The following is a 24488-nucleotide window of genomic DNA, read 5'->3' as shown; positions in this document are numbered from 1 at the left end:
GTCAGACTTCCCTGCCCAGGTCGACGTACAGATGGTCGAGGCCGACGTAGCTGAGGTTGGGCCCCCACACGGCGGCCTCCTCGCCCAGCCGGGCGTCCGGGAACCGTGCGGCGAGCCGGCGCAGCAGCACGGCCGCCTCCAGACGGGCCAGGGGAGCGCCCACGCAGTAGTGCGGGCCCTTGCCGAAGACCAGGTTCCGGTCGCCGCCCGCGCCGGTCACCGGGCACCCTCCCGGAGCACCGGCCCCGGCCTCGTCGAGCGGCCCCTGGCCGGTGAGACTCACCAGCACCAGGTCCCCCCGGCGCAGCCGAGCCCCGGCGATCTCCTGGTCGTACGCGACCACCCGGCCGAGGTGCCGCAGCGGCGGCCGACCGACCAGCACCGACTCGACGACGCCGCTCACCGCGCCGTCCGCGTCGCGTGTGACGGTCTCCCACAGTGCCCGGTCGCCGAGGGCGGTCAGGACCGTGGAGCCGAGCAGTGACGCGGTGGTCTCCAGGCCGCCGAACAGGCACATCGCCCAGGTCGCCGTGGTCCGGGCCCGGTCGGCCGGGGTGCCGGCGGGGAACCCCTCCAGCGCCCGGGCGCCGGCGAGCGCCTCGGACATCTCCACCATCACCCGGTGGGCGGCCTGCGCGTGGTCGCGGCGGTACATCGCGCCGATGAACAACGACAGGGTCTGCGACCACCGGTGCAGGACGGGCGGCGGGACGTCGATACCGACCACGTGGGCCATGACCCTGCCCGAGATGCCCTCGGCCACGGTCGGCACCACGTCCTGCGGGCGGGCGGCGGCGAGTTCGGTCAGGCACTCGTCGGTGATCTCCTCGACGCGCGGCGCGAGCGACCGGACGTAGGAGGCGGAGAGCATGCGCTGGACGGGGCGGCGCAGGCTCGTGTGCTCGGGGGCGTCGGCCTGGACGAACCAGAGCCGCAGGAACTCGGTGAGTTCCCGGTACTCGGCGCGGGACGCGTCCGTCATGTAGAGCTGGAAGGAGCGCTCGAAGGTCCCCGAGGCGAAGCCGGGGTGGTGGAGGACCTGCTGGGCCAGGCGCGGATCGGTCACGACCCAGCAGTCCAGGCCCTCGTCCCACTCCGGCGCCCGCACGCCGTCCGCGAGGGGCGGCGAGGGGACCGGTGCCGCGGTGCCGGCCATCAGACGGCGGCCCTCTCGACGAGCGCGCTCAGCCCGGCGGGCGTGGGCGCCAGCAGGAAGTCCCGCAGCCGCACGCTGGCGCCCAGCTCCCGCTTGATCTCGCGCATGAGGCGCACGGCACCGAGGGAGTTGCCGCCGATCATGAAGAAGTCGGTGTCCTCGGTGAGGCCGGAGAGCGGCTCGCCCTCGATGACGGCGGCGAACAGCGCGGCGACGCGCTCCAGGCTCAGCCCGGCCGGAGCGGCCGGCTCCGCGGCAGCGGTGGCCGGGGCCGGAGTGGCGCCGACCTGCCGGGCCGGGGCGGCGGCCGCGGCCAGCACCCCCCGGTCCACCTTGCCGTTGGCGGTCACCGGCAGCCGGTCCACCACGGCCCACAGGCTCGGGACCATGTAGGACGGCAGCTTCTCGGTGAGCAGGTCGCGCAGCCCGACGGCGTCGGCGGCCGCGCCCGGCGTGAGGACCACGGCGGCCACGAGTCGCTTGTCGGCGCCCCCGCCGTCGGTCACCACCACCACCGCGTCCTGCACCTCGGGGTGCCCGGCGAGCACGTCGCTGATGGCGCTCAGCTCGACCCGGTACCCCCGCAGTTTGACCTGGTCGTCGGCCCGGCCGAGGAAGCGGAGCCGGCCGCTGGAGTCGACGCGCACCAGGTCGCCGGTGCGGTACAGGCGCTCGGGCACGTCCGGGGAGAGGTGGCCGAACACCCGGGCCGTCCCGGCCTCGTCGTCGAGGTAGCCGTCGGCCAGGCCCTCGCCGCCGGTGTAGAGCTCACCGACCGCGCCGGGCGGCAGCAGCCGGCGCCGGGCGTCGAGGACGTACACACGGGTGCCGGGGACCGGACGGCCGATGGGCAGCGGTCCGTCCACGTCCTCCGTGCGCGTCACCGAGTGGGTGGTGGTGAACGTCGTGTTCTCGGTCGGCCCGTAGCCGTTGGTCACGACGATTCCGGGGTTCCGGGACAGGACGCGGGCCGTGTGCTCGTGGGGCACCACGTCGCCGCCGGTCAGCAGCTGCCGCAGGCAGCCGAGGGAGTCCGGGGCGAACTCCGCGACCAGCCGGAACAGTCCGGCCGTCAGCCAGGCGACGGTGATCCCGCGCTGCTGGAGGAACGCGCCCAGCTCGGTCGGCGAGGCGAGGCCGGCCGGGTGGACCTCGAGGGAGGCGCCGGTGAGCAGGGCGCCCCACAGCTCCAGCGTGGAGGCGTCGAAGGAGAGCGGAGAGAGCCGCAGCATGCGCTCACCCCCGCCGAGACGGACGTAGCCGGCCTCGTGGATCAGGCGGATGACGGCCCGGTGGGCCACGCACACGCCCTTGGGCTGCCCGGTGGAGCCGGAGGTGAAGGCGACGTACGCCAGGCGCGCCGGGTCGGCGGGCGGGGTGGGCGCGGTGTCGGCCGGGCCGGGCCGCCAGCCGGGCTCCCAGGTCGCGACGGGAGGGGCGCCCAGGCCGGCGAGGCGCTCGGCCACCGCCCCGTCGACGGGACCGGTGAGTGCCGCGGTGGGCCGGGCCCGGTCGAGGATCTTGGTCAGGTGGCCGTCCGGCAGCGCCGGGTCGATGCCGACGTACGCGGCGCCCGCCCAGGCCACGCCGAGCACGGCGACGGCCTCGGCCACCGACCGCTCCACGCCCACCAGGACCCGGTCGCCCGGCCGCACGCCGGCGGCGGTCAGAAGGCGGGCCTGCTCGGCGGCGGCGTCGGCGAGCCCGCCGTACGTCAGTGTGTGGGCGGCGTCCCGGACCGCGACGGCGTCCGGCGTGCGGGCTGCCACCTCGCGGAAGAGGGCGTCGAGGGAGGTGACGGGGAAGTCCCGGCCGCTGGCGTTGATCTCGTCGAGCAGCGCACGGCCCTCGTCGGAGATGCCGCGGACGTCCTCCAGACGGGCGCCGGTGTCCTCGGCGAGCTGGGCCACGGCGGTGCGGAAGTCGGCGACGAACGCCTCCGCCTCGGTCTGCCGCCAGACGCCGGTGGCGTACTCGAGGTGACCCGCGTAGGACGGATCGGCGTGGCCGATGAGCATCGTCAGGTCGAACTGGGAGCCGCCGCCGTGGCCCTCCTCGACGCGCACGCGCAGCGGTCCGGCGCTCAGTTCGCGCGGTACGAGCTGGTCGTGCATGCCGAAGCAGACCTGGACGAGGGGGTGGCAGCCGAGGCTGCGCTCGACGCCGAGGCGGGCGACGAGCTCCTCGAAGGGCAGGTCGCCCGCGTCCATGGAGGCGGCGAGCGACCGGTGCACCCCGCGCAGGTACGCGGCGACGTCGAGGTCGTCCTCCACGTCCACGCGCACCGGCACGAGGTTGCCCGCCACGGCGATGAGCCGGCGCAGTTCCGAGGTGGCCCGGCCGAGCAGCGGCACCCCCACGAGGAGGCTGCGGACGCCGGTGCGGCGGGCCAGCGTGAGACCGAAGGCGCCGAGCAGGAACGCGTACGGGGTGATGCCGAGGGCACGCGCCCGCGCGGCGACCTGCCGTGTGACGGCGGGGCCGAGGTCGAGGCCGAGGCGGTCGCCGGCGCCGTCCTGGACGGCCGGGCGCTGCCGGTCGGCGCTCAGTTCGAGGATGGCGGGCACCCCGTCGAGGTGGCCGCGCCAGAACGCGGTCTGCTCCTCCCACGCCCCCCGGGCGCGGGTCTCCTCCTGGTGCCGGCGCAGGGCCGCCAGCGGGGTGCCCACGGCGTGCGGGGCGGCCTGTGCGGTCGCGGCGGCGAACTCGGCGTAGGTCTCGAAGATCTCGCGCAGCAGCTGCCCGACCGCATGGCCGTCGAGGACCATGTGGTGCGCCGTCAGGACGAGGGCGCTGCGTTCCTGGCACGTCCAGTGGCCGAACCGGTAGGCGGGCCCGGCGGACAGGTCGAAGGGCTCGCGCCCGAGGTCGGCGGCCTGGCGGCGGACCGCGCCCTCGAACGCCTCGTCCGGGCCGGCGTAGGTGTGCTCGACGATCTCGGGGGTGTGGGCGGGCAGGGTCTCCTGGACCACGTCGTCGTCGGTCTCGCGGAAGACGGTCCGCAGCCCTTCGTGGCGCGCGACGACGGCGGCGACGGTCTTGGCGAGCAGGTCGCGGTCGAGCCGGCCGCCGTGGGTGAAGCAGCGGAAGACGAGGTTGTACGGGGAGCCTCCGGCGACCCGCTCGATGAGCCACATGCCCCGCTGGGCGGGCGTGAGGTCCTGCCCGGCGGACTCGACGGGTGGTGCGGTGGGGGCGACGGCCGTGGCGCCCTCGAGCACGCGGCCGAGCGGGGCGTCCCCGAGCAGGTCCATGAGGGCCAGGCGCAGCCCGAGTTCCTCCTGGAGGAGAGCGGCCAGACGCATCGCGCGCAGCGAGTCACCGCCCAGGGCGATGAAGCTCTCGTCGCCGAAGGCGTCCGGGCCGTCCGGGATGTCCAGGACCCCGGCGGCCAGCGAGCGGGGTGTCGCCGTCATCGGGTGGCTCCTCCCTGGGTGCGGGCGGCGGCGAGGAGCGCCGCCCGGTCCCGGTCGGCGGTGGGCACGCCGGCCTTGTCCGCGGCGGCTATGAGCTCGGCCTGGGCGCCGACGGTGGGCGAGCGGAACAGGTCCATGGTGCGGACCTCGCGGCCGGAGTCCTGGCCGAGGCGCTCCACGAGGAGCACGAGCAGGAGCGAGTCACCGCCGGACTCGAAGAAGCTGACGTCGTCGGCGACCTCGTCGGTGTTCAGGACCTCGCGCCAGATGGAGCGGACGAGTTCGAGGCGGGCAGCCGGGTCGTCCAGGTCGACGGCCGGGGCGGCGACGGTGGGGCTGGCGGACTCTTCGAGCACGGTTCTCTCCGGGAAGGTGGCGAGGTCCGCGGCGCTGTGCCGCAGGCCGCTGAGGAAGTGCTGGACGCCGTCGGCATCGAACACGTTGACCGGGTAGTCCAGGGACAGTGCGAGCCGCCGTCCGCCGGGGGTGTCCTCCAGGCGGACGAACAGGGCCAGGTCGTACTTGACGAACAGCGGGTCGAGGGGCCGGAGGCGACCGGTGGTACCGGGCGTCAGGTCCACGGACCGGGGTGCCTCGTCGAGGTTGACCAGGACCGGCGACAGCGGCGGCCACAGGGCGTTGCGGTCGGGGTTGAGGGCGGCGGACACCGCGTCCAGGGGCACGTCGCTGTCGACGAAGGCCTCCATGCTGCTGACGCGTACGCCGGCGAGCAGGTCGCGCCAGGTGTCCTCGGGCCCGAGGGTGACGCGGAGCACGACGGTGGTCATGAACATCCCGATCACCTCGGCGGTGGCGGGATCGTCGCGGCCCGGCCAGGCGAAGGCGATGAGGAAGTCGCGCTGCGGGCCGGTACGGGCGAGGGCCGCGGCCAGTACGGCGACGCCGACCATGAACGGGGTGCAGCCCTCCTGGGCCGCCACCGCCATGACCCCTGCGGTGGCCCCGGGGTCGAGGGCGGTGGTGACGGTGGTGCCGAGAAGTGCCTCCTCGGACGCGTCATGAGCGGCACGGGCGAAGGGGAGGCGGACCTCGGCGGGCGCGCCGCGCAGACGGTCGACCACCTCGGCGACCTGCGTGGCGGTCTCCTCCGGGGTGCGCCCGTCGGCGACGGAGGCGGGGTGCGGCGGGCTGCTCAGCCGTGGTTCGACCCCGTCGACCGCGGCCCGGTACAGGGCGCAGACGTCCTCGAGGAGCATGCCGCGCGAGACCCCGTCGAAGATGATGTGGTGCACGGTGACCACGAGGAGAGTGCGCTCGGCTCCCAGGCGGACGACCTCGGCACGGGCGGGCGCGTCCTGGGCGAGGTCGAAGGGCGTGGTGCACAGGACCCTTACCAGGTTGTCGACCTCCTCCTCGGTCCAGCCCTCGGCCTCGGCGTCGAGGAACCCGGGCTCGGCCGGAGGTCCGTCGGTGCGGTACTCGACCTGGCGGCGCCTGACGTCGAGCCGGAAGCGCGCCCGGAGCGAGGGGTGCCGGGAGAGCGACCGTCCGACCGCCGCCACCAGGGCCGTGTGGTCCACGGGGCCGGTGAATTCGACGACCGTGGGTACCAGTTGGGTGGGACGCAGCAGATCGTCCCGGTCCAGGACCCAGATGCCTTGCTGCACCCGGGTGGCCGGATACCAGACGTCTCCGTCCGGTGACGGTCCGTGCGGCGCTGCGGGCAGCACGAAGGGGCCTCCGAAGTCTGCGGGAACGGTGGAGTGTGAGGGCAGCCCTCCGACCTGCGGAGGACCGGGGCCGCGCGTATCGGACCGTGCGGGGCTCGGCCCCGGGCGGTCGGGATGGTGCGGGGGGTGGCGACCCGGGCCGGGCGTGGCCTGAGTCTCAGCTGGTGCTCCGTACGGTGGATCCGTCGGTCAGGGCGTACGTGGAGCCGGCCTGACGGGTCCGTGGGTGCCGGTCAACCGGTCGGGCGCAGAGGGACGTCGCACCGCACCGGGCAGCCCGGCGCGGGGTGGCCCCCGGCGGTCGGGCGGGTGGGGTGTTCAGCCCCGCGGGGAGTCGTTGGCCCCCGTGCCGCCCTGGGGTGCGGACGCGCCCCACTGGGAGTCCGCCAGAACCGTGACGGACGGCTTGGCGTCGGCGGTGGACGCGACGGCAGAGGCCAGACCCGCCCCGGCCGCGAGCGTCAGTGCGGACGCGGCCAGAAAGCGCACGAATACGTGCTGCAACATCTCTCACCCTTCTCTTCACTGGTTGGACAGCGCTGCATGAGGTGGATCTGTGGTGGATCTGTGGTGGTTCCCCGACCGAAATTGTGCGTCCTACTGCCTGTCAGGTCTCGGCGATCGGGGAGGATGATCCTGCAATGCGACATCCAGCAAGGGGGAGAAATGTGTGGGAAATCGGATGTAGAGGGAGAAGAGTGCGCAGTCGAGATCTGCGCAAACGGGCTCCAGTACTACGCGGACACCCTGCAGGGCAGGCCGACGCCGGGCAGGAGCCCCCAATGCCTGCTTGACCTGGGACTCATCCGGCGCGTGAGGGACGGGAGCCTGGCCCCGATCCCGCCCCGGCTGGCGGCCGGAGCCCAGATGGATCGGATGGAACGCGCCATCGAGGAGAGGAAGGACTCCCTCGCGACGCTGCGCGCCTCCATAGCCCGGGCACAGGACGTGTATTCGGACAGCTCGGGCCGGGGCGACTCGCACCTGATCCGTGTGGTGCAGGGTTCCCACGCGATCAGCGCGACCCTCTCGGCGGCCGTGCACGCCTGCCGGGAGGAGCTGCTCACGGCGCAGCCCGGTGGGGGCCGCCCGCAGGAGCTGCTGGACAAGGCACTCGCCAGCGATCTGGAGGCGATCGGGCGGGGCATCGTCCAGCGGACGATCTACCAGCACACCATCCGGTCCCACCAGCCCACGCTCACCTACGCGGAGCAGATCGTGCGGGCCGGCGGCGAGGTCCGCACGCTGGACGAGGTCTTCAACCGGCTCATCGTCTGCGACCGCAAGATCGCGTTCATCCCCGACCCCGCCTCGGAGCGGAGCGAGATCGCGCTCGCCGTGGAGCACCCGGGTGTGATCCGCTACCTGGTCAGCGTCTTCGAGCACGTCTGGCAGCGGGCCTCGCCGCTGCACACCTTCCCCGGCAGCCGGCTGCCCCCGGTGCTGATCGACGAGGTGCGGCTGGCGATCCTGCGGCACATGGTCAACGGCTACACCGACGAGGCGATCGCGGCCCGACTCGGCATGAGCCCGCGCAGCGTGGCCAACCACATGCGGTGGGCGGCCGAGCTGTTCGGCAGCCGCAGCCGGGCGCAACTCGCCTATCTGATCGCGAAGAGCGGGTTCCTGGAGGAGGCGTCGGAATGAGGGCGCGGGAGCGGAGCGCGACACCGAAAGCGCTTCACGTCTCCCCCGGCCTTCCTGTACGTTGTGCGCACAGCACCCCCGGCCGTCCCCCGGCCGTCACACCGCGCAGACCGGTTGGTTCCCCGTCGCGCCACGCTGGGCCCCGCCCCGGGTCGTCGTCCCGGTGGCCCGTGCCCCGTCCTTTCCTGTGCACCCTGCGCCGCTCTCCTCGCGCCGCGCGGGGCTGCGCCATGGCGCGTTCCCACCGCCCATCCCGGCGAAAGGAAGACGGGCCTTGACCGTCCACGCCGCACCAGCCCCTGCCCCTCCGATCCCCGCACCCCCGACCGGATGCCCCCTGCATGCTGCCGCGACCGGCTCCGCCGACGCCGTCGACCTCGTCGACCCGGGGGTCTACAGCGAAGGGGACCCCCATCCGGCCTGGCGCCACCTGCGCTCCCTCGGCACGCTGACTCGGCACCAGGTCGACGACGAACGCTGGTTCTGGAACATCGTCCGCTTCGACGACGCCGACCGGGTGCTGCGCGACACGACGACCTTCACCTCCGAACGCGGCACCATGCTGGACCTGTTGGGCCTCGACGACCCGGCCAGCGGCAAGCAGCTCGCGGCCACCGACCCGCCCCGCCACACCGAGATGCAGGGCCGGCTCAAGAAGGCCCTGGCCATCAAGGCGGTCGACCGGCAGCGCGAGATGATCCGCGACCTCGTCACGCCGCTCATCGAACCGCTCGGCGACGGGGGCACCTTCGACTTCGCCCAGGCCATGCTCGCGCTGCCCATGTCGGTCACCGGAACCATGATGGGCCTGCCCACCACGGACTGGGGCTGGCTCAACCGGCTCACCACCGTGTGCATCGCGGCCGACGACGCCGAGTACCAGGACGCGGGCGGCCGCGACGCCACCCTGAAGGCGGCCCACCGCGATCTCTTCGCCTACTTCCAGGACCTGGTCCGGTACCGCCGCAACCACCTGGCCGACGACCTCCTCAGCGTGCTGATCTCCACGCAGTTCGAGGGCCGGCACATGGCGCCCGACGAGATCGTCGCCAACTGCTACAGCCTGCTGCTCGGCGCGAACGTCACCACGCCGCACGCGCCGAACTTCGTCATGGCGGAGTTCATCGAGTCCGGAGTGCTGCAGGACTGGGCCGCACACCCCGAGGCGGACGCCACCGGACTGGAGGAGTCGCTGCGGTGGGCGTCCCCCGTCAACCACTTCCTGCGCTACGCGACCCGCGACGTGGAGATACGCAACACCCGGATCGAGGCGGGCGACGCGGTCGTGGTCTGGCTGGGCTCCGCCAACCGTGACGACGAGGTCTTCCCCGGCGGCAGCGAGTTCGACATCCGGCGCAAGCCCAACAAGCACCTCGCCTTCGGCATCGGGCCGCACTACTGCATCGGCCACAGCGTCGCCCGCGTCACCCTCAGGACGCTGTACCAGGAGCTCTTCACCCGCTTCGAGGACTTCCAGCCGGCCGGAACCCCCGAGCGCCTGCGCTCCAACTTCGTCTCCGGCTACAAGCACATTCCGATCACCGCCCGGCGCGCCCGGGGCGGCGACGGACGGGCGGGGAAGGCCACATGACGGCTCCGACCCCGTCCCGGACCCGGACCGCGCCCGCGGTCGCACCGGCCGGCACACCGTGGCTGCGCCGCTTCCACACCGCCCCGGCCGGTGCTCCGCGGCTGCTGGTCCTCCCGCACGCGGGTGGCAACGCCTCGTACTTCTTCCCGCTCTCGACCGCCCTGGCGCGGCACGCCGACACCCTGGTGGTCCAGTACCCGGGCCGCCAGGAGCGGTTCGGCGAGCCGTGCGTGGAATCGCTGCACGACATGGCCGACCTGGTGGCGGCCGTGCTCCTCGCCGACTCCGCGTCCCTCCTGGACCGCCCCCTCGCGGTCTTCGGGCACAGCATGGGCGCCTCTCTCGCCTTCGAGGTGGCCTGCCGGCTCCGCGACGCGGGCTTCCCGCCCGCGGCCCTGACCGTCTCCGGCCGGCGCGCACCGTCGATCCCCGCGCCGGGTGCGGTGCACCTCGCCGACGACGGACAGCTGATCGCGGACATGAAGCTGCTGGGCGGCACGGACGAGCGGATGCTCGACCACCCGGAACTGCTCGCTGCGGTCCTGCCGTCCGTCCGCAGCGACTACGTGGCCACCGAGACCTACCGTTTCCGCGGTGCCGCACCGCTCGACTGCCCGATCACCGCGCTGATCGGTGACGTCGACCCACGCGTCGACGAACCGCAGGCGCGGGCCTGGCACACCCACACCACCGCCGCGTTCCGCCTGCGCTCGTACGCCGGCGGCCACTTCTTCCTCGTCCCCCATCTGGACGCCGTCGTGTCGGAGCTCCGCTCCCACCTGCCGGCGCTTCCGTAACCCCCGAACCGAAAGGACCCGCTGTGAAATACCGCGTCATGGGGAGCTCCCCCGAGACCCGCCGCAAGGTCAGCGTGCTGAGCCTCGGCGCCATGACCTTCGGCACCACCGTCGACGAGGCCACCTCCTTCGCGATCCTCGACCGGTTCGCGGAGGCGGGCGGCACGCTCATCGACACCTCCAACAACTACGCGTTCTGGGTGCACGGCACCCAGGGCGGCGAGAGCGAGGAACTCGTCGGCCGCTGGCTGAAGAGCCGTGGCGTCGGCGACGAGATCACCATCGCCACCAAACTGGGCGCGCGCCCCAACCAGCCGACCTCGACCTTCAGCCTGGATGTGGAGGGCCTGTCCGCCAAGGCCATCCGGGAGTCGGCGGAGCGCAGCCGCGAGAACCTCGGCATCGAGAAGATCCACCTGCTGTACGCGCACATCATGGACGAGCACACCCCGCTGGAGGAGACCGTCCAGGGCTTCGCCGACGTCGTCGCGGACGGTGTGGCCGGTCTGCTCGGCGCCAGCAACCACTGGTCGTGGCGCGTCGAACGCGCCCGTGCCCTGGCCCGGGCGGCGGGCGTGCCCGGCTACGAGGTTCTCCAGCACCACCACAGCTACCTGCGCCAGCGCACCGACATCCCCAGCCTGCGCTCGCCCGACGGCAACCAGGGCCTGGTCAGCGGCGACCTGCTCAGCTACCTGCGCGCCAACCCGGAGCTCACGCAGGTCTCGTACTCGCCGCTGCTCTCGGGCGCGTACGTACGCGACGACAAGCCGCTCGGTCCGGGCTTCGAACACGCGGGAACCCAGCCGCGGCTCAAGGCGGTCCGTGAGGTCGCGGCGGAGACCGGCGCCACCGTCAACCAGGTCGTGCTGTCCTGGCTGATGGGCGGTGAGATCCCGATTCTTCCCCTGGTCGGCGCCTCGTCGGTGGCACAGCTGGAGGAGAGCCTCGGGTCGGTCGACCTCGACCTCACCCAGGAGCAGCGCGCGAAGCTCGACTCCGTCAACTGAGCCCTGAAGGGATTCCGGGCCGGATCCGGCCCGGAATCCCTTCACGGACAACGGGAGCGCCTGATCCGGCGCGCTTCCGGCGGGCGGCGGCCGATCACCGCACCGGGCGGCCGGGGCCCGGGTCTCCGGCCCGGCCCCGTCGGCGCGGTACGGGCACGGTGGGGGCTACTTGTGCTTCGAGCCCCCCTGGCCGCCGCCCGCCCGGCTCTTCCCCGACGTGCTGCCCGTGCCGCCGGTGTTGCCTCCGGACGTGCCGGAGGTGCCGTTCCTGCCGGACGTGCCGTTCCCGGAGGTGCCGGTCCTGCCCGACGCGCCGTTCCCGGCGCCCGCGGCGCCTTCGCCGGACCGGCCCGTACCGGCCGACGCGGCCGGCGCCCGTGTCTGCTGCGCGGCGCAGTAGGCGGTGACCTCGGCCCTGCCGCCGGCGGCCGTGACGAGCTGCTGCCAGGCCTTCGCGTCCAGTGCCTTGCCGCGGCCCTGGACCTGTTCGTAGGCGCGGCAGTGGGCTTCGGTGTCCTGGGCGGTGGCCGGCCGGCCGGTCGGCCGGGAGCCCAGGGAGGACACAGGCGAAGGTGCACCGCCCGGCCGGTCCGCTGCCGGCGCGGACGGGTGCGTGGTGCCCCGGCCGGCGCCGGCGGCGTGGGAGGAGGAGCCCGCGGGACCGATGGCCGCGACGGCGACGCCGCCCAGGGTGAGGCTGGCGAACACCACGCCGAACGTCATCTTCAGCGGGCGCCGGGCACGTCGCTCCGCGGCCGGCCGCCAGTCGTCCCGGCGCCGGGTGCGTGCCGCCCGGTGCGCGCCCTCGCCCCGGGAGACCCGGAAGGCGGCCACGGCCCGCTGCTCGGCTTCGGGGTCGAGGTCGGTGGTACGGATGGCGGCGGCCAGGGCCGTTTCCAGGGTGGCGGCGTCTCGCGCGGTCCGAGCGCCGGGCAGGGCGTCGTGCGGCGCACATCGACGGCCCGGGACTCCGCCGCCGCTCAGCCTTTCACCCATGTCCGCTTCCGTTCCTGTTCACAGTTCCTCTTCGTGCGGTCTGCCGGGCCCGCCCGCCCGCCGGCCGCTGCCGTCGTCGTTCATGTCGACTTCCCCAGCGTGCGGCAGGCCCCATCCGTCACACCCTCCTCGGCCTCGCCGCCGATGCCCAGCTGGCCGGCGAGGCGTTTCAGGCCCCGGTGGGCGGCGGTGCGCACCGCTCCCGGCCGCTTGCCGAGGACGCGTGCGGCGGTGGGGCCGTCCAGGCCGACGACGACCCGCAGCAGCACCGCCTCGGCCTGGTCCCGGGGCAGTCCGCGGACCAGTTCCAGTGCCCGCCCGGTGGAGAGGGACTCCAGCGCCTGTTCATGAGTGCTGTGCGGGCCGGGCAGGTCCAGTACGTCCTGTTCGGTCCCTCCCGCCCGGGGCCGCGCACGCTGGCGGCGCAGATGGTCCAGCGCCCGGTGCCGGGCGATGGTCGCGGTCCAGCCGCGGAAGCCCGCGCCGTCGCCCTTGAAGCGCCCGAAGTCGCGGGCTATCTCCAGCCAGGCGTCGGACGCCACGTCCTCCGCGTCGTCGCCGACGATGCCGCGCAGGTAGCCGAGCAGGCCGGGCTGGACGATCCGGTAGGCGATCGCGAAGGCGGTCTCGTCGCCGTCCTGGGCCCGTGCGACCGCCGCGCCCAGTTCCCCGTCGCGCGCCTGCGCGCGGCGGGGATGCCGTACCTGGCCCAAGATCGTCCTCGTTCACGCCGGTTCGTAGCGAGTGCTGCCGTCCAGCGCGCTCCGGTCGCATCGACGGCCCATGATGTTCAGCGTCCGCCGTCACGGAAGTGTCACCACGCATCGCTCGTCCCACGCGTTTTTTCGACGACGCCCCCCGGGGCCGTCGCCGCCGGTTCCGGCCCGCGGGTGCCGGGGCGGCGGAGCCCTGCCGGTGCGCCCCCGCGCCGGGCCGGGTGACGCTTCGCGCGGCCCGTGCGCTGGGGGAATGCCGGGTTCGCTGCCGGGCGGGCCGGAGCGGCCGCTCCGCCGGCGCCGCAGCCCGCTCCGGACCGGACCACTCCCGGGGCCGTTCGTGACTCCTCCCGCGGGCGGCACGGAGAGGGGCGGGGGGCCGGGGCCCCGACCACTGACCGGGGCCCCGGCCCCGCGGCAACCCGGGGGACCGGCCCCGCGGCAACCCGGGGGACCGGCCCCGCGGCAACCCGGGGGACCGGCCCCGCGGCAACCCGGGGGACCGGCCCCGCGGCAACCCGGGGGACCGGCCCCGCGGCAACCCGGGGGACCGGCGGTGCCCGGCCCGCCCCCGGGTGCCGGCCGCGCCGTGTGACGCCCGGACGCCCCGGCGCGCTCCCTCTGGCATGAGTGCGTACCTCCGTCTGCGCGCGGTGCCGCCTTCGGCGCTGCGCAACAGCGCGACATGGCTGGAACGGCTTTTCGAGGACGGTGCGGAGACCGTCCCGCGCTGCCGGGACCAGGAGCGCATCTACGCCGGCGCTCCTTCGCGTCCCCCGGTCCGGAGCCGGCCCCGGGGCCAGGCCGTGCTCGGCGGCCTGCCGGTGTTCCGCGCCGACCGGCGCAAGGCGCCGCTCCTGGTGCTGACGGCGGCCCAGGCCCGTCAGGTGGCCGGGTTCCTCGCGGCGGCCGACTTCGAGGCGCTGTGGGATGCCGCCCGGGACGACCTGCTGCCGCGCTACGGCGGCGCGGTCGCGGAGCTCGAGACGTGGGGCGCCTTCGCGGCGGCTCACCAGGAACTGAGGGCGTTCTACGCGCAGACGGCCGATTGCGGAGAAGCCGTGGTGAAGTGGATGTCCGAGGGGTGAGCTGTGCGGGAGGTGTAACAGTTCCGGCCCGCCGCGCTCTGTCCTTGTGGACGGCCGCGTCGGCCGACCGGGACAGGGGACACGAGTCGTGCAGTGGACGGACGGAAACGGCGGGGCGTACGGGGAGGATCCGTACGGCGGTGCCGGGTACGCGTATGCGTACGGCCACGAGGGGTACGGCCACCACGGACACGGCGGCGAGGTCCACGGCCACGAGGGGTACGGCGGCGACACGGCCACGCTGTACTGGGACCCGGTGCAGCTCGCGCAGGGGGCGCCCAGCCCGGCGCCCTGGGAGGCCGACCACGGCGACGTCCTGACCGTGGAGGCCCCGGAGACCGGCACACGGCCCGTCCCGTTCGTGCCCGCACCGGAATCCGGGCCGGGCCCGGACCCGTCGGAGAGCGAGTCGGCGCGGCCGGTGTTCGTGGACTCCTCAGGACGGCGCCAGCGCCTCGTGCGGCGCGCCGCACGGCTCCTGGTGATTCCCGCAGGCGGCTACGTCGCCCTGCTGATCAGCACCATGCTGGGCGGCCCCGGCATCAGCGCCCCGTTCGTCCCGCAGGCGGGCGCCGACCGACCCGCCACGCCCCGCGTGACCGCTCCCGACTCCCCGTCCGGCACGGGCCACGCGACGGAGGGCGCAGGCGCCACGGCGACGCACGGGGACACTCGCCCGGCAACCGTCCGGACGGCCTCCGCCGCGGCCGGCCGGACGGCTGCCCCGGCCGCCCCCGCGGCCGCGTCCGCGCCCACCGCGGCGGCCTCCCCGACGGCCACCGCCACCCCCACCCCGACCCCGGCCCCGACGCCCTCCTCCCACGGGCGTGCCCTCGGGACGTCCCACAAGCCCGTGAAGTGAACCAAGGCCCTGACGTGACCGATCGCCGCCGCCGTACCGCTCCCGCCCACCGCAGCCGTACCCGCCGGACCGCCACCCCCCGCCCCCACTGGCTGCTGCTGAGCGTGCTCGCCGTGACGTTGTCGACGGCCCTTCTGCTGCAGGGGTACACCCACCACATGTTCGGGATCACCCCGGACGACGTGACCGGTGCCCGCGGAGGCAGCGGCACGGTGCCCGCCCGGGTGACCCGCGGCGGCCCGGTGATCGCGAACGCCGCCGGCGCCGTGCACACCGCACGGTCCAAGGACCGCACCGTCTCCCTCACCTTCGACGACGGCCCCGACCCCGTCTGGACGCCCCGCATCCTCGACGTGCTGCGCCGCAACCACGTGCGGGCCACCTTCTTCGTCGTCGGCACCGAGGTCGTGGCCCACCCGGAACTCGTCCGCCGGATCGTCGCCGAGGGCCACCAGATCGGCATCCACACCTTCACCCACCCCGACCTGTCCCGCCTCGCTCCCTGGCAGCGGTCCCTGGAACTGCGCGAGACCCAGCTGGCGGTGACCGGCGCGGCCGGGATCACCACCGCCCTGCTGCGGCCGCCGTACTCCTCGGAGAACGACGCGCTGGACGACGCCGACTGGTCCGTCGTCAAGCAGGCCGGCGCGGCGGGCTACGTCACGGTGCTCTCCACCCAGGACGCCGAGGACTGGCAGCGTCCCGGCACGGACCGCATCGTCGCGAACGCGACCCCGCGCGGGCACGCCGGGCAGATCGTGCTGATGCACGACGGCGGAGGCGACCGCTCCCAGACCGTCGCCGCGCTGAACACCCTGATCCCCCGGCTCAAGGCGCGGGGCTTCCGGTTCGCGACGGTCGGCGCCGCCGTCGGCATGGCCGGTCCCGTCCAGTTCGCCGGACCGGGCGACCGCCTCCAGGGCATGGCCCTCGTCACGGCGCTGCAGGCAGGCGACCGGGTCGTGTGGCTGCTGGGCGTGCTGATGTACGCGGCCGGGGCGGTCAGCGTGCTGCGCGCGGTGGTCGTGGTGGTCGCGGCCCGCCGGCACCGGCGGCTGCGGACGGGGCGCCGGAGCAGGTCCTGGGGGCCGCCGGTGACCGAACCGGTCAGCGTCATCGTCCCCGCGTACAACGAGAGCGCCGGAATCGAGGCGGCCGTGCGCTCGCTGTCCGCCTCGGACCACCCGGTGGAGATCATCGTGGTGGACGACGGCTCCACCGACGGCACCGCGGATCTGGTGGAGGCGCTCGGGCTGCCGGGGGTGCGGGTGATCCGGCAGGAGAACGCGGGCAAACCGGCCGCGCTCAACACCGGGCTCGCCGCGGCCTCCTGCGACCTGGTGGTCATGGTCGACGGTGACACGGTCTTCGAACCCGACACCGTCCGCACGATCGTGCAGCCCTTCGCCGATTCGCGCGTGGGGGCCGTCTCCGGCAACGCCAAGGTCGTCAACCGCGGCGGGCTGCTGGGCCGTTGGCAGCACATCGAGTACGTGGTCGGCTTCAACCTCGACCGCCGCCTGTTCGACCTCGCCGAGTGCATGCCGACGGTGCCGGGTGCGGTCGGTGCCTTCCGCCGCCGGGCACTGCTCGCCCTCGGGGGCGTCAGCGACGTCACCCTCGCCGAGGACACCGACCTCACCATGGCGCTGTGCCGCGCCGGCTGGCGCGTGGTGTACGAGGAGGGCGCGGTGGCCTGGACCGAGGCACCCGCGTCCCTGAACGCCCTGTGGCGGCAGCGGTACCGCTGGTGCTACGGCACTCTCCAGGCGATGTGGAAGCACCGGGGCGCGCTGGTCCAGCGAGGCGCCGCCGGGAAGCTGGGCCGCCGGGGGCTGGGCTACCTCCTCCTCTTCCAGGTGCTGCTGCCCCTGCTCGCGCCGGTCGTGGACGTCTTCGCCCTGTACGGCCTGCTCTTCCTGGACCCGGTCCGGATCACCGCCCTGTGGCTCGCCTTCCTTCTCCTGCAACTCGCGATGGGCCTGTACGCGTTCCGGCTGGACGGCGAACGCCCCGGTCCGCTGTGGAGCCTGCCGTTGCAGCAGTTCGTCTACCGCCAGCTCATGTATCTGGTGGTGGTCCAGTCGGTCTTCACCGCCGTGTCCGGATCACGGCTCCGCTGGCAGCGCATGGAGCGCTACGGCACCCTGCAGGCACCGGCGGGAGCGGAGCCCACCGGTCAGGACCGCACCGCGGCCCCCGCGCGGCCGGAACCGGCTCCGGAAGCCGCCGAAGGCGTCGCGCCGCCGCACCCGTACGCGGCCGTCTCCCGGCCCGGACCGTACGCGGCCGCCCCCGCCCCCGGACCGTACGCGGCCGCCCCGCTGCCCGGACCGTACGAGTCCCACCCGGACCCCTGGCCGTACGAGGCTCAGCCGCAGCCCCGGCCGAACGCGACCCCTCCCCACGACACCACCCACCGGTACTGAAAGCAGTCAGGTCATGAGCGGTACCCGGCGCAGGCCGCCGCAGCGCACCATCTCCGGCAGTCGTGCGGCGGGCCGCCGCGGCGCGGCCCGCACCACGTCGCGCGGACGCTGGATCGACTATCCGAGAGCGGGCCGCGCGGGCGCGCGACGCTGGCTGCCCTCGTGGCGCCAGGTGCTGGCGTCCCTGCTGCTCGGCGTCGGTGCGGTGGCCGCGGCCGTCGGGTACGCCTATGCCGCGATCACCATCCCCGACCCCAACCCCTCGACGTTGCTCCAGAACAACGTCTACTACTGGTCCGACGGCACGGTGCTGGCGACCGACGGCAGCGTCAACCGGGAGAACGTCTCCCTGGCGCGGGTCCCGGCGGGCGTGCAGGGCGACTTCATCGCCGCCGAGAACGCCTCCTTCTACACCGACCCGGGCATCGACCCGCAGGGCATCGCGCGCGCCATCGTGCACATGGCCCAGGGAGACTCCGTCCAGTCCGGTTCGACGATCACCCAGCAGTTCGTCAAGAACACCTACCTCGACCAGTCGCAGACGGTGTCCCGCAAGCTCAAGGAGCTCCTGATCTCCGCCAAGATCGGCGCGAGCATGAGCAAGCGGCAGATCCTCCACGGCTACCTGAACACCTGCTACTTCGGCCGGCAGGCGAACGGCATCGAGGCCGCCGCCCGTGTGTACTACAACCTCCCGGTCGAGAAGCTGAACGTCAGCCAGGGCGCCTTCCTCGCCGCCGCGGTCAACGAGCCGAGCCTCTTCCAGTACGCCGACTCCGCCCCCGGGGCGCGGGCACGGGCGCAGGCACGCTGGTCCTGGGTGCTCGACCGCATGGTGAGCACCGGCAGGCTGACGGAGCAGCAGCGCGCCCGGTACGCGGCGGCCGGCTTCCCGGCGCCCAGGAGGTGGACGCCCGGCTCGGGCCTCACCGGACAGGCCGGCTATCTGGTCCAGCTGGCCCGGTCGTACGCTCAGCAGCGGGACCCCGGCATCACCGACAGCAGCCTGAGCAGGGGCGGCTACCACATCCACACCACCTTCGACCGCCTGAGGACGGCGCAACTGGCCGGAGCCGTCGCGAGGATACGCGCGCAGCGCCTCGACCCCGCCCACCGGACGGCCGACCGGGACGTCCAGACCGGCGCCGCCTCGGTGGACCCGGCCACCGGCCGGATCCTGGCCGTCTACGGCGGACCCGGCTACGAGCGTGCCCACTACGCGGACAACGCCGACACGTCCGGCGTCCCGGTGGGCTCGACCTTCAAACCGGTCGTCCTCGCCTCCGCGCTCCAGTACGGGGCCGTCCTGAAGCCGGGCACGGCCCCGGCGCCGGTCACCCCGGCCAGCCGGTTCGACGGCGACGACGGCATACGGATCAAGGATCAGCAGGGCGCCTACGTCACCGACGCGAAGGACCCGAGCGGCCTCCTCCACCAGCACAACGACACGCCCCACCGCTGGGGGTACATCTCCCTGCGCACGGCGATGGAGCAGTCGGTCAACACGCCGTACGTGCAGCTCGGCGAGGACGTCGGCCACTCCCGCGTGACCCGGACGGCGAAGGCGATGGGCCTGCGCCCCGAGAGCCTCGCCGCGCCGAGCGCCGGCTTCTACATCGGCACCTCGACCCCGAGCGCCATCCGCATGGCGGGCGCCTACGCCACGTTCGCCGCATCCGGGATGCAGGTCACGCCGTACTCGGTGACCCGAGTGACCCACGACGGGACGGCCCGGCCCGGCTTCGCCGCTCCCGCCCCCGTACGCGCCCTGCCGGCGTCGGTCGCCGACAACGTGACCGACGTGCTGCGCGGCGTCATCACCCGGGGCACCGGCACCAGGGCCCGGGCCCTCGGCCGGACCGCCGCGGGCAAGACCGGTACCACCGACGACTACCGGTCGGCCTGGTTCGTCGGCTACACCCGCCAACTCGCGACGTCCGTCGTGCTCTTCAAGGAGAGCCCGGACCATCCCCAGCTGCAGTCCCTGGCGGGCGTCGGCGGCCTCCAGAAGGTGTTCGGCGGCGACATCCCGACCCAGATCTGGACCAGGTACATGCACGACGCCCTGAACGGCCGGCCCGACCTCCCCTTCCCCGCCCCCGCGTCCCTCGGCACGGGCACCGACGAGCCCGGTCTCCCCTCCGCCTCTCCCACCCCGGCGCCCACCAAGCACGCGGGCCGGCCCGGCAGGCGGAAGGCCCCCGGGGCCACGTCCGGGCCGGGCCTTCCGACGTCCCGCCCCAAGTGCCGTCCGCACAAGTGCCGTTGACTCCCGGCCGGCAAGGCCGGTCGACGACGCCCGGTGGTGCGGGTGCCCGGGACCAGCCGACGACGTGGCCGGAGACGCGGAAGGAGGTGTACTGGGTGCCCTCCGTGAGGCTGGCCTGCGTGTAGCCGTGGCCGACCGGGCCGGGGCCGGTGTGCGCCGCGCAGCGCGTTGACCCGTTCGACCAGGCTCGACGGCGACGGCTGGAGCGGCCGGGACGGCCGGAGCGCGGCGGGGGCCCTCGCGCCCAGGCCGCTGCGGCGATCGAAGCGGCCGACAAGGCGGTTTCCCACGGCAGGACGAAGGCGCTGCGCGTGGTAGCGGAGCAGGGCGGCCGAAGCGCCAGGGCGGTCGTGGGTGCTGGGCACCGACGGCGTCCTGCACCGGTTCGCCGTCGACGGTGCCAAGGGCACGGTGACCGGCAACACGGTCGCGCCGGCCGCCTGGGACGCCGCGAACCGACGGCCCGCCCCTGGGCGGAGGGGTGCGGCGCGGCCCACCCCCCGGCTCAGGGGTGCACCGTCCCGTCGCCGGTGAGGGCGACTCGGAGGCGGAGTCCCAACGGGTGTGGCAGGCACCGGCAGGTGCGGTCAGTGGGCAGCGGCCGGTCCCCCCGCCGCCGTCAGCCGATCGACGCGAGGTGCGGCACCACGTCCTGGCCGACCCGCTCGGCGAATGAGACCGGGTCGCCGTCCGGCATCGTCTGCAGCTCGGTGATGCCGAGGCGGGCGTACTGCTCGGCCTGGGTGAGGAATGCCTTCGGGTCGTCCAGCGGCGGCTGCAGCGCCAGCACCGTCTTGGTGATCGTGTCGTAGTCGCGGCCCACGTCGCTGCAGTGCGCGCGCAGGACGTCGAGCTTGTGTGCCACGTCCTCGGGGCTGGATCCGAAGAGGTTGCACGCATCCGCGTGCCGTGCCACGAGCAGCAGCGTCTTCTTCTCGCCGCCTCCGCCGATCATGATCGGCGGGTGGGGCCGGGTGAGCGGTGCCGGCACGCAGAGGGTCTCAGCGAGCTGGAAGTGCCGTCCCTCGTACGATCCGTTGTCGTCGCTCCACATCTGCTTGCAGATCTGCAGCGTCTCCTCGAGCCGTTCGAAGCGCTCGGCAACCGGCACCACGGGCACGCCGAGCCCGCGCTGCTCCCGCTCGTACCAGGACGCGCCGACGCCGAGGCGGGCGCGCCCGCCGGAGAGCACGTCGAGCGTGGTGACGATCTTCGCCAGCAGGCCCGGCTGCCGGTACATCACGCCCGTGACGAGCAGCCCCAAGGTCATGCGCTCGGTCAGCGCCGCCACATAGCCGAGGGCCGTGTATCCCTCGAGCATCGGCTCGTCGGCCGCGGAGGCCGGCGTCTCCATCTGGAAGTAGTGATCCATCACGCTGAACGAGGCGAAGCCCGCCTGCTCCGCGACCCGAGCGGTCTCGGCCAGGGTGGGAGCGATCTGCGCCGGATCGGCGGGGGTTGAGAAGTTCCAGTAGTGCAGCCCCAACTTCACAGGACACCTCCGCAGACATGACGATGGGCGGCAGAGCCGCCCCTGGTCGTCCAGCCTAGTACGCCGTCACGCCCATCGTGTGCTCCCTCGATACCGCCGAAGGCTGCGTGGTTTCGTCCACGAGATCAGCGCCGGCGCCGTCGCGGCCATGCGCAGGCGTCCAGTCCGACGGCGGCCTTCGTGTCCTGTGCGGGCCGGCCGGAATCAGCCGCCATGTGGCTCATCGGTCATCCGGTTGCGGAGAGCTCGTTCGTCTTCGTCGGGCGCCGCCATCTCCGTGGCGGTCCGGACCGTCGGGGGCCTTCCGTGTTGCCAGTGGCGGCATCAGCGCCGTGCCTGATTCCTTCACGGTGCCCGGAACGGACGCGAGTACGACGAGATCACGGAGATGTTCAGCGATCTCCACCCCGACGTGTCGGTGCCAAAGAACGCGGGGCGCTTGCGTCATCGCCGCCACTGCGGCCCACCACGGCCTGGCCGTCCTGCACGACGACGCCGACTACCGCGCTGTCGCCCGGCATGCATCCGACTTGACCGAGCACAACATCCACGACATCGCCTGAGGAGCACTGTCAACCGACATGTTCTGGACGGGCACGTGCTGCGAACACGCTGCTTTGGTTCGGCGGCGTGCTGACCTGGGCCGTGATGTCAGCGGCACGCCGGAGGTGATGGACGAGCCACCCTCGGGATCGGGCCCAGGCGAACCAGTCGAGAACTTCGGCGCCCAGTTCCCAGGGACGTTCAGCAACGCTGTTTCCGTCGCCTCCGGGTCCGGGGCGACCGCGTCCGGTGCCGGGCCGATGATGGCTGGGCGAGGAGTCGGCAGAGCTGGAGGCCCGTGGATCGCGTTGACGTTTGGCAAGAGCATGTTCGAGCCCTCGTATGACGGCCGGTAGGGCCGGTTCCTCGCTCGCAGCAGGTTGCGCGGGCCACATGTCGGCACCAGCGACCCAGGCAATCAACGTTCCGGTGAGAATCCGGCACGCGGCAACTGTGTCGAACGTGCACTTGCAGCTCGCGAGGGGCGGTGAGACCGGTGACGGTCACCCGGGGGTGTCCGCCTTGGCGCGCGGCGGGTTGGGTTCGAGCTGGGCGGCGACACGTTCCGCGGTGGCGGCGGCCCAGCGGCCGGAGGTGACGGTGCCCAGTACCAGGATGGCCGCCCCGCACCCGGCGATGATCCACCAGGCCGTGGGCCGCGCGCCGGATGCGACCGCGGCGCCGATCACCGCGATGCCGAGCGAGGATCCGACCTGACGGCTGGTCGCGGCGACTGCGGCGGCGACGCCGGCCTGGGCGCGCGGCATGCCGGACACCGCCGTGTAGGTGATCGGTGCGTTGACGAAGCCGAAGCCGAGACCGAACAGTCCGTATATGACGTACAGCAGGATGTCCGAGGGATGGGCGGAGCGGGTGACGGCGACAGCCAGTACACCGCTGGCGCCGATACCGGCCCCCGCGAGGACAAGGGGGATCCGCGGGCCGCGGCTGCCCACGATCCGCCCGGACAGCGGCGGGCACACCAAGGACAGTATCGCCATCGGCAGCAGGTGCAGCCCGGTGCCCAGGGCGCTCAGTCCCACCACCCGTTGCAGGTAGAGGGTGTTGGCGAACAGGAAGCCACCGAGCGCGCCGAAGGCGAGGACCGCTGTCGCGGTGGCCCCGCTGAAAGGCGCGCTGCGGAAGAGCCGCGGGTCGATCAGCGGTTCGGCGCGCCGGTTCTCGTACGGGATCAAGGCGGCCAGCGCGCCCGCTGCCGTGATCAGGCAGGCCACGATCGGAGCGGTCCAGCCCTCTCCGGGCGCCTCGATGATGGCGTACGTCAGTGCGCCGAGCAGGACGATCACCAGCAGCTGGCCCACGGGGTCGGCGCGTCGGGCCGTGTGCGCGCGGGACTCCGGGACGAACAGCGCGGCGAGCGTCAGCGCGGCCAGCCCGACCGGCACGTTCAGCCAGAACACCGACCGCCATCCGGCCCACTCCACCAGTACCCCGCCGAGGACCGGCCCGGCCGCCATGCTCAGGCCGACCACCCCGCCCCAGACGCCGATGGCCCGCGCCCGCTCCCGTGGTGCGGTGAAGGTGTTGGCGAGGATGGCCATGGCGACGGGGGTGAGCATGCTGCCGCCCACCGCCTGCACCGTACGGAAGACGACGAGCCATCCTGTCGTGGGCGCCAGACTGCACAGGGCCGACCCGCCGGTGAACAGCACGAGACCGAACTGGAAGACGCGCCGCCGTCCGACGCGGTCGGCGGTGGCGCCGGCCAGGGTCAGCAGCGAGGCCAGGACGATGGTGTACGCGTCGAGCGTCCACTGCAGGCCGGAGACGGACGCGTCCAGGGACCGCTGCATCGAGGGAAGTGCGACGTTGAGAACGGTGACGTCGAGACTGACCAGCAGCACGCTCAGGCAGCAGACGGCGAGGACGGGGGCGCGCCGCCCCCGTACGGGATCGGACACGTGGGCTCCCGCGCTCAGTTGGTGGGCCGATGGGTTGCGTGCACTTCGGCGAAGTCCCAGACCAGAGGGAGGAGTTGCCCCGGAGTCTCGATCTGGGGCATGTGACCGGTGCGGGGGAGGAGCTCGAACCGGGCGCCGGGGATGGCGGCGGCGTACGCGCGTCCGTACACGGTGTCGACGACCTGGTCGCTCTCGCCCCACGCGACGAGGACCGGGAGAGTGACCTTGGCCAGGCGCTCGCGCAGGGTGGGATCGGCCATGGTGTGCGGGCCCGAGTAGACCTGCAGCGCGGCCATGTCGGCGGCCGCGACCGCGCGCCGTTCGTCGGAGAACGTGCTGGGGTCGATGCGGAACTTCTCGACGTCGTGGAAAGAGAGAGCGGACAGCTCGGCGGGTGTCAGGGCGAAGGGGTCGGCGACCGGGTGGCCTGGGACATGGATGCCGGCGGCGTTGACGAGGACGACGCTGCTGATCCGGTCACTGCCGAGCAGGGCTGTTTCGGCGGCGATCCAGCCGCCTATGGAATTGCCGACGACGGTGACGTCCTCCAGGCCGAGGTCTTCCAGCAGTCGTACGTAGACCTGGGCGAGGGTGGGCACGTCGGTCAGCCAGTCGGGCCGGGCGGTCCCGCCGAAGCCGGGGTGGACGGGGGTGATGACCCGCGCCGGCCATTGCTCGGCGAGGAGCCCGGCGAACCCGGCGACGGTCTGAGGACCGCCGCCGCCGTGCAGGAGCAGGAAGGGGTGACCCTTGCCCCGCTCGTCGTCGGTGAAGCTCAGGTCGACGTCGCCGGAGTCGAGGGTGAGGGTGACAGTGCGGGCGGTGCCGGTCATGGAAGTCTCCAAGTCGATTGTCGGAGGGAG

At 73.6% G+C, this 24488-nt stretch carries 17 protein-coding genes and 1 pseudogene; 9 read left to right on the top strand and 9 right to left on the bottom strand.

Going from position 1 to position 24488, the window contains the following annotated elements; genetic code table 11:
* Position 1: 1 nt before the first annotated feature.
* From P3H78_RS19845 to P3H78_RS19830, 4 genes are all read right to left on the bottom strand, one after another.
* Positions 2-1156 carry a cytochrome P450 family protein gene (locus P3H78_RS19845; RefSeq protein ID WP_276110385.1) on the bottom strand — a complete coding sequence of 385 codons (1155 nt, stop codon included), beginning with the start codon at positions 1154-1156 and terminating at the stop codon, positions 2-4.
* Entirely contained in the window at positions 1156-4572 is a 3417-nt protein-coding gene (locus tag P3H78_RS19840; RefSeq protein ID WP_276110384.1) for a non-ribosomal peptide synthetase, read from the bottom strand. Before P3H78_RS19840 ends, P3H78_RS19845 begins: the two co-directional genes overlap by 1 nt.
* Complete coding sequence (locus P3H78_RS19835; protein ID WP_276110383.1) at positions 4569-6263, bottom strand: condensation domain-containing protein; 1695 nt, start codon at positions 6261-6263, stop codon at positions 4569-4571. The genes P3H78_RS19840 and P3H78_RS19835 overlap by 4 nt, the downstream gene beginning before the upstream one ends.
* Before the next feature lie 318 nt (positions 6264-6581).
* Positions 6582-6770: a hypothetical protein gene (locus P3H78_RS19830; RefSeq protein ID WP_276110381.1), complete on the bottom strand. Its 189-nt coding sequence runs from the start codon at positions 6768-6770 to the stop codon at positions 6582-6584.
* Positions 6771-7130: 360 nt separating this feature from the next.
* Between P3H78_RS19830 and P3H78_RS19825 the strand changes: the two genes are divergently transcribed.
* The 4 genes from P3H78_RS19825 to P3H78_RS19810 all read left to right on the top strand — a co-directional run bounded on the left by P3H78_RS19825 (position 7131) and on the right by P3H78_RS19810 (position 11308).
* Complete coding sequence (locus P3H78_RS19825) at positions 7131-7910, top strand: LuxR C-terminal-related transcriptional regulator (protein ID WP_276110380.1); 780 nt, start codon at positions 7131-7133, stop codon at positions 7908-7910.
* A 274-nt stretch (positions 7911-8184) separates the two neighbouring features.
* Positions 8185-9501: a cytochrome P450 gene (locus P3H78_RS19820; RefSeq protein WP_276110379.1), complete on the top strand. Its 1317-nt coding sequence runs from the start codon at positions 8185-8187 to the stop codon at positions 9499-9501.
* A complete protein-coding gene (locus P3H78_RS19815; RefSeq protein ID WP_276110378.1) occupies positions 9498-10298 on the top strand; it encodes a thioesterase II family protein in 801 nt (266 codons plus the stop codon). The genes P3H78_RS19820 and P3H78_RS19815 overlap by 4 nt, the downstream gene beginning before the upstream one ends.
* Positions 10299-10321: 23 nt before the next feature.
* Positions 10322-11308 carry an aldo/keto reductase gene (locus P3H78_RS19810; protein WP_276110377.1) on the top strand — a complete coding sequence of 329 codons (987 nt, stop codon included), beginning with the start codon at positions 10322-10324 and terminating at the stop codon, positions 11306-11308.
* Between the two features lie 165 nt (positions 11309-11473).
* Here the strand turns inward: P3H78_RS19810 and P3H78_RS19805 are convergent, their stop codons facing one another.
* A complete protein-coding gene (locus P3H78_RS19805; protein ID WP_276110376.1) occupies positions 11474-12304 on the bottom strand; it encodes a hypothetical protein in 831 nt (276 codons plus the stop codon).
* 80 nt (positions 12305-12384) lie between these two features.
* On the bottom strand, positions 12385-13017 hold the full coding sequence (locus P3H78_RS19800) for an RNA polymerase sigma factor (protein ID WP_276110375.1): 633 nt from the start codon (positions 13015-13017) through the stop codon (positions 12385-12387).
* 629 nt (positions 13018-13646) lie between these two features.
* On the opposite strand from P3H78_RS19800, the gene P3H78_RS19795 reads away from it, so the two are divergent.
* From P3H78_RS19795 to P3H78_RS19780, 4 genes are all read left to right on the top strand, one after another.
* Entirely contained in the window at positions 13647-14108 is a 462-nt protein-coding gene (locus P3H78_RS19795) for a DUF1877 family protein (protein WP_276110374.1), read from the top strand.
* Positions 14109-14196: 88 nt separating this feature from the next.
* A complete protein-coding gene (locus P3H78_RS19790) occupies positions 14197-14970 on the top strand; it encodes a hypothetical protein (protein ID WP_276110373.1) in 774 nt (257 codons plus the stop codon).
* A 14-nt stretch (positions 14971-14984) separates the two neighbouring features.
* On the top strand, positions 14985-17399 hold the full coding sequence (locus P3H78_RS19785; RefSeq protein ID WP_276110372.1) for a bifunctional polysaccharide deacetylase/glycosyltransferase family 2 protein: 2415 nt from the start codon (positions 14985-14987) through the stop codon (positions 17397-17399).
* 13 nt (positions 17400-17412) lie between these two features.
* A complete protein-coding gene (locus P3H78_RS19780) occupies positions 17413-19668 on the top strand; it encodes a transglycosylase domain-containing protein (RefSeq protein WP_276110371.1) in 2256 nt (751 codons plus the stop codon).
* A gap of 619 nt (positions 19669-20287) precedes the next feature.
* Here the strand turns inward: P3H78_RS19780 and P3H78_RS19775 are convergent.
* On the bottom strand, positions 20288-21160 hold the full coding sequence (locus P3H78_RS19775; protein ID WP_276110370.1) for an LLM class F420-dependent oxidoreductase: 873 nt from the start codon (positions 21158-21160) through the stop codon (positions 20288-20290).
* A gap of 340 nt (positions 21161-21500) precedes the next feature.
* On the opposite strand from P3H78_RS19775, the pseudogene P3H78_RS33320 reads away from it, so the two are divergent.
* Positions 21501-21723, top strand: a pseudogene (locus P3H78_RS33320) (PIN domain-containing protein); the annotation flags it as partial.
* 483 nt (positions 21724-22206) lie between these two features.
* Here the strand turns inward: P3H78_RS33320 and P3H78_RS19770 are convergent.
* Together P3H78_RS19770 and P3H78_RS19765 are read right to left on the bottom strand one after the other, a co-directional pair.
* Positions 22207-23625, bottom strand: a complete 1419-nt coding sequence (locus P3H78_RS19770; RefSeq protein ID WP_276110369.1) for a DHA2 family efflux MFS transporter permease subunit — start codon at positions 23623-23625, stop codon at positions 22207-22209.
* A gap of 14 nt (positions 23626-23639) precedes the next feature.
* The gene (locus P3H78_RS19765; RefSeq protein WP_276110368.1) at positions 23640-24458 is read right to left on the bottom strand and encodes an alpha/beta fold hydrolase; all 819 of its coding nucleotides are present in this window, start codon (positions 24456-24458) and stop codon (positions 23640-23642) included.
* Between the last annotated feature and the right edge of the window lie 30 nt (positions 24459-24488).

It is taken from the genome of Streptomyces tropicalis, assembly GCF_029269835.1.
Taxonomy (GTDB): Bacteria; Actinomycetota; Actinomycetes; order Streptomycetales; family Streptomycetaceae; genus Streptomyces; species Streptomyces tropicalis.
This window is presented reverse-complemented; position numbering and strand designations above follow the sequence as displayed.

Excerpts from the sequence above, each read along its gene's own strand:
- P3H78_RS19845 (WP_276110385.1), bottom strand. The coding sequence starts at position 1,156 with ATGGCCGGCACCGCGGCACCGGTCCCCTCGCCGCCCCTCGCGGACGGC.
- P3H78_RS19840 (WP_276110384.1), bottom strand. The coding sequence starts at position 4,572 with ATGACGGCGACACCCCGCTCGCTGGCCGCCGGGGTCCTGGACATCCCG.
- P3H78_RS19830 (WP_276110381.1), bottom strand. The coding sequence starts at position 6,770 with ATGTTGCAGCACGTATTCGTGCGCTTTCTGGCCGCGTCCGCACTGACG.
- P3H78_RS19825 (WP_276110380.1), top strand. The coding sequence starts at position 7,131 with ATGGATCGGATGGAACGCGCCATCGAGGAGAGGAAGGACTCCCTCGCG.
- P3H78_RS19815 (WP_276110378.1), top strand. The coding sequence starts at position 9,498 with ATGACGGCTCCGACCCCGTCCCGGACCCGGACCGCGCCCGCGGTCGCA.
- P3H78_RS19805 (WP_276110376.1), bottom strand. The coding sequence starts at position 12,304 with ATGGGTGAAAGGCTGAGCGGCGGCGGAGTCCCGGGCCGTCGATGTGCG.
- P3H78_RS19795 (WP_276110374.1), top strand. The coding sequence starts at position 13,647 with ATGAGTGCGTACCTCCGTCTGCGCGCGGTGCCGCCTTCGGCGCTGCGC.
- P3H78_RS19780 (WP_276110371.1), top strand. The coding sequence starts at position 17,413 with ATGAGCGGTACCCGGCGCAGGCCGCCGCAGCGCACCATCTCCGGCAGT.
- P3H78_RS19765 (WP_276110368.1), bottom strand. The coding sequence starts at position 24,458 with ATGACCGGCACCGCCCGCACTGTCACCCTCACCCTCGACTCCGGCGAC.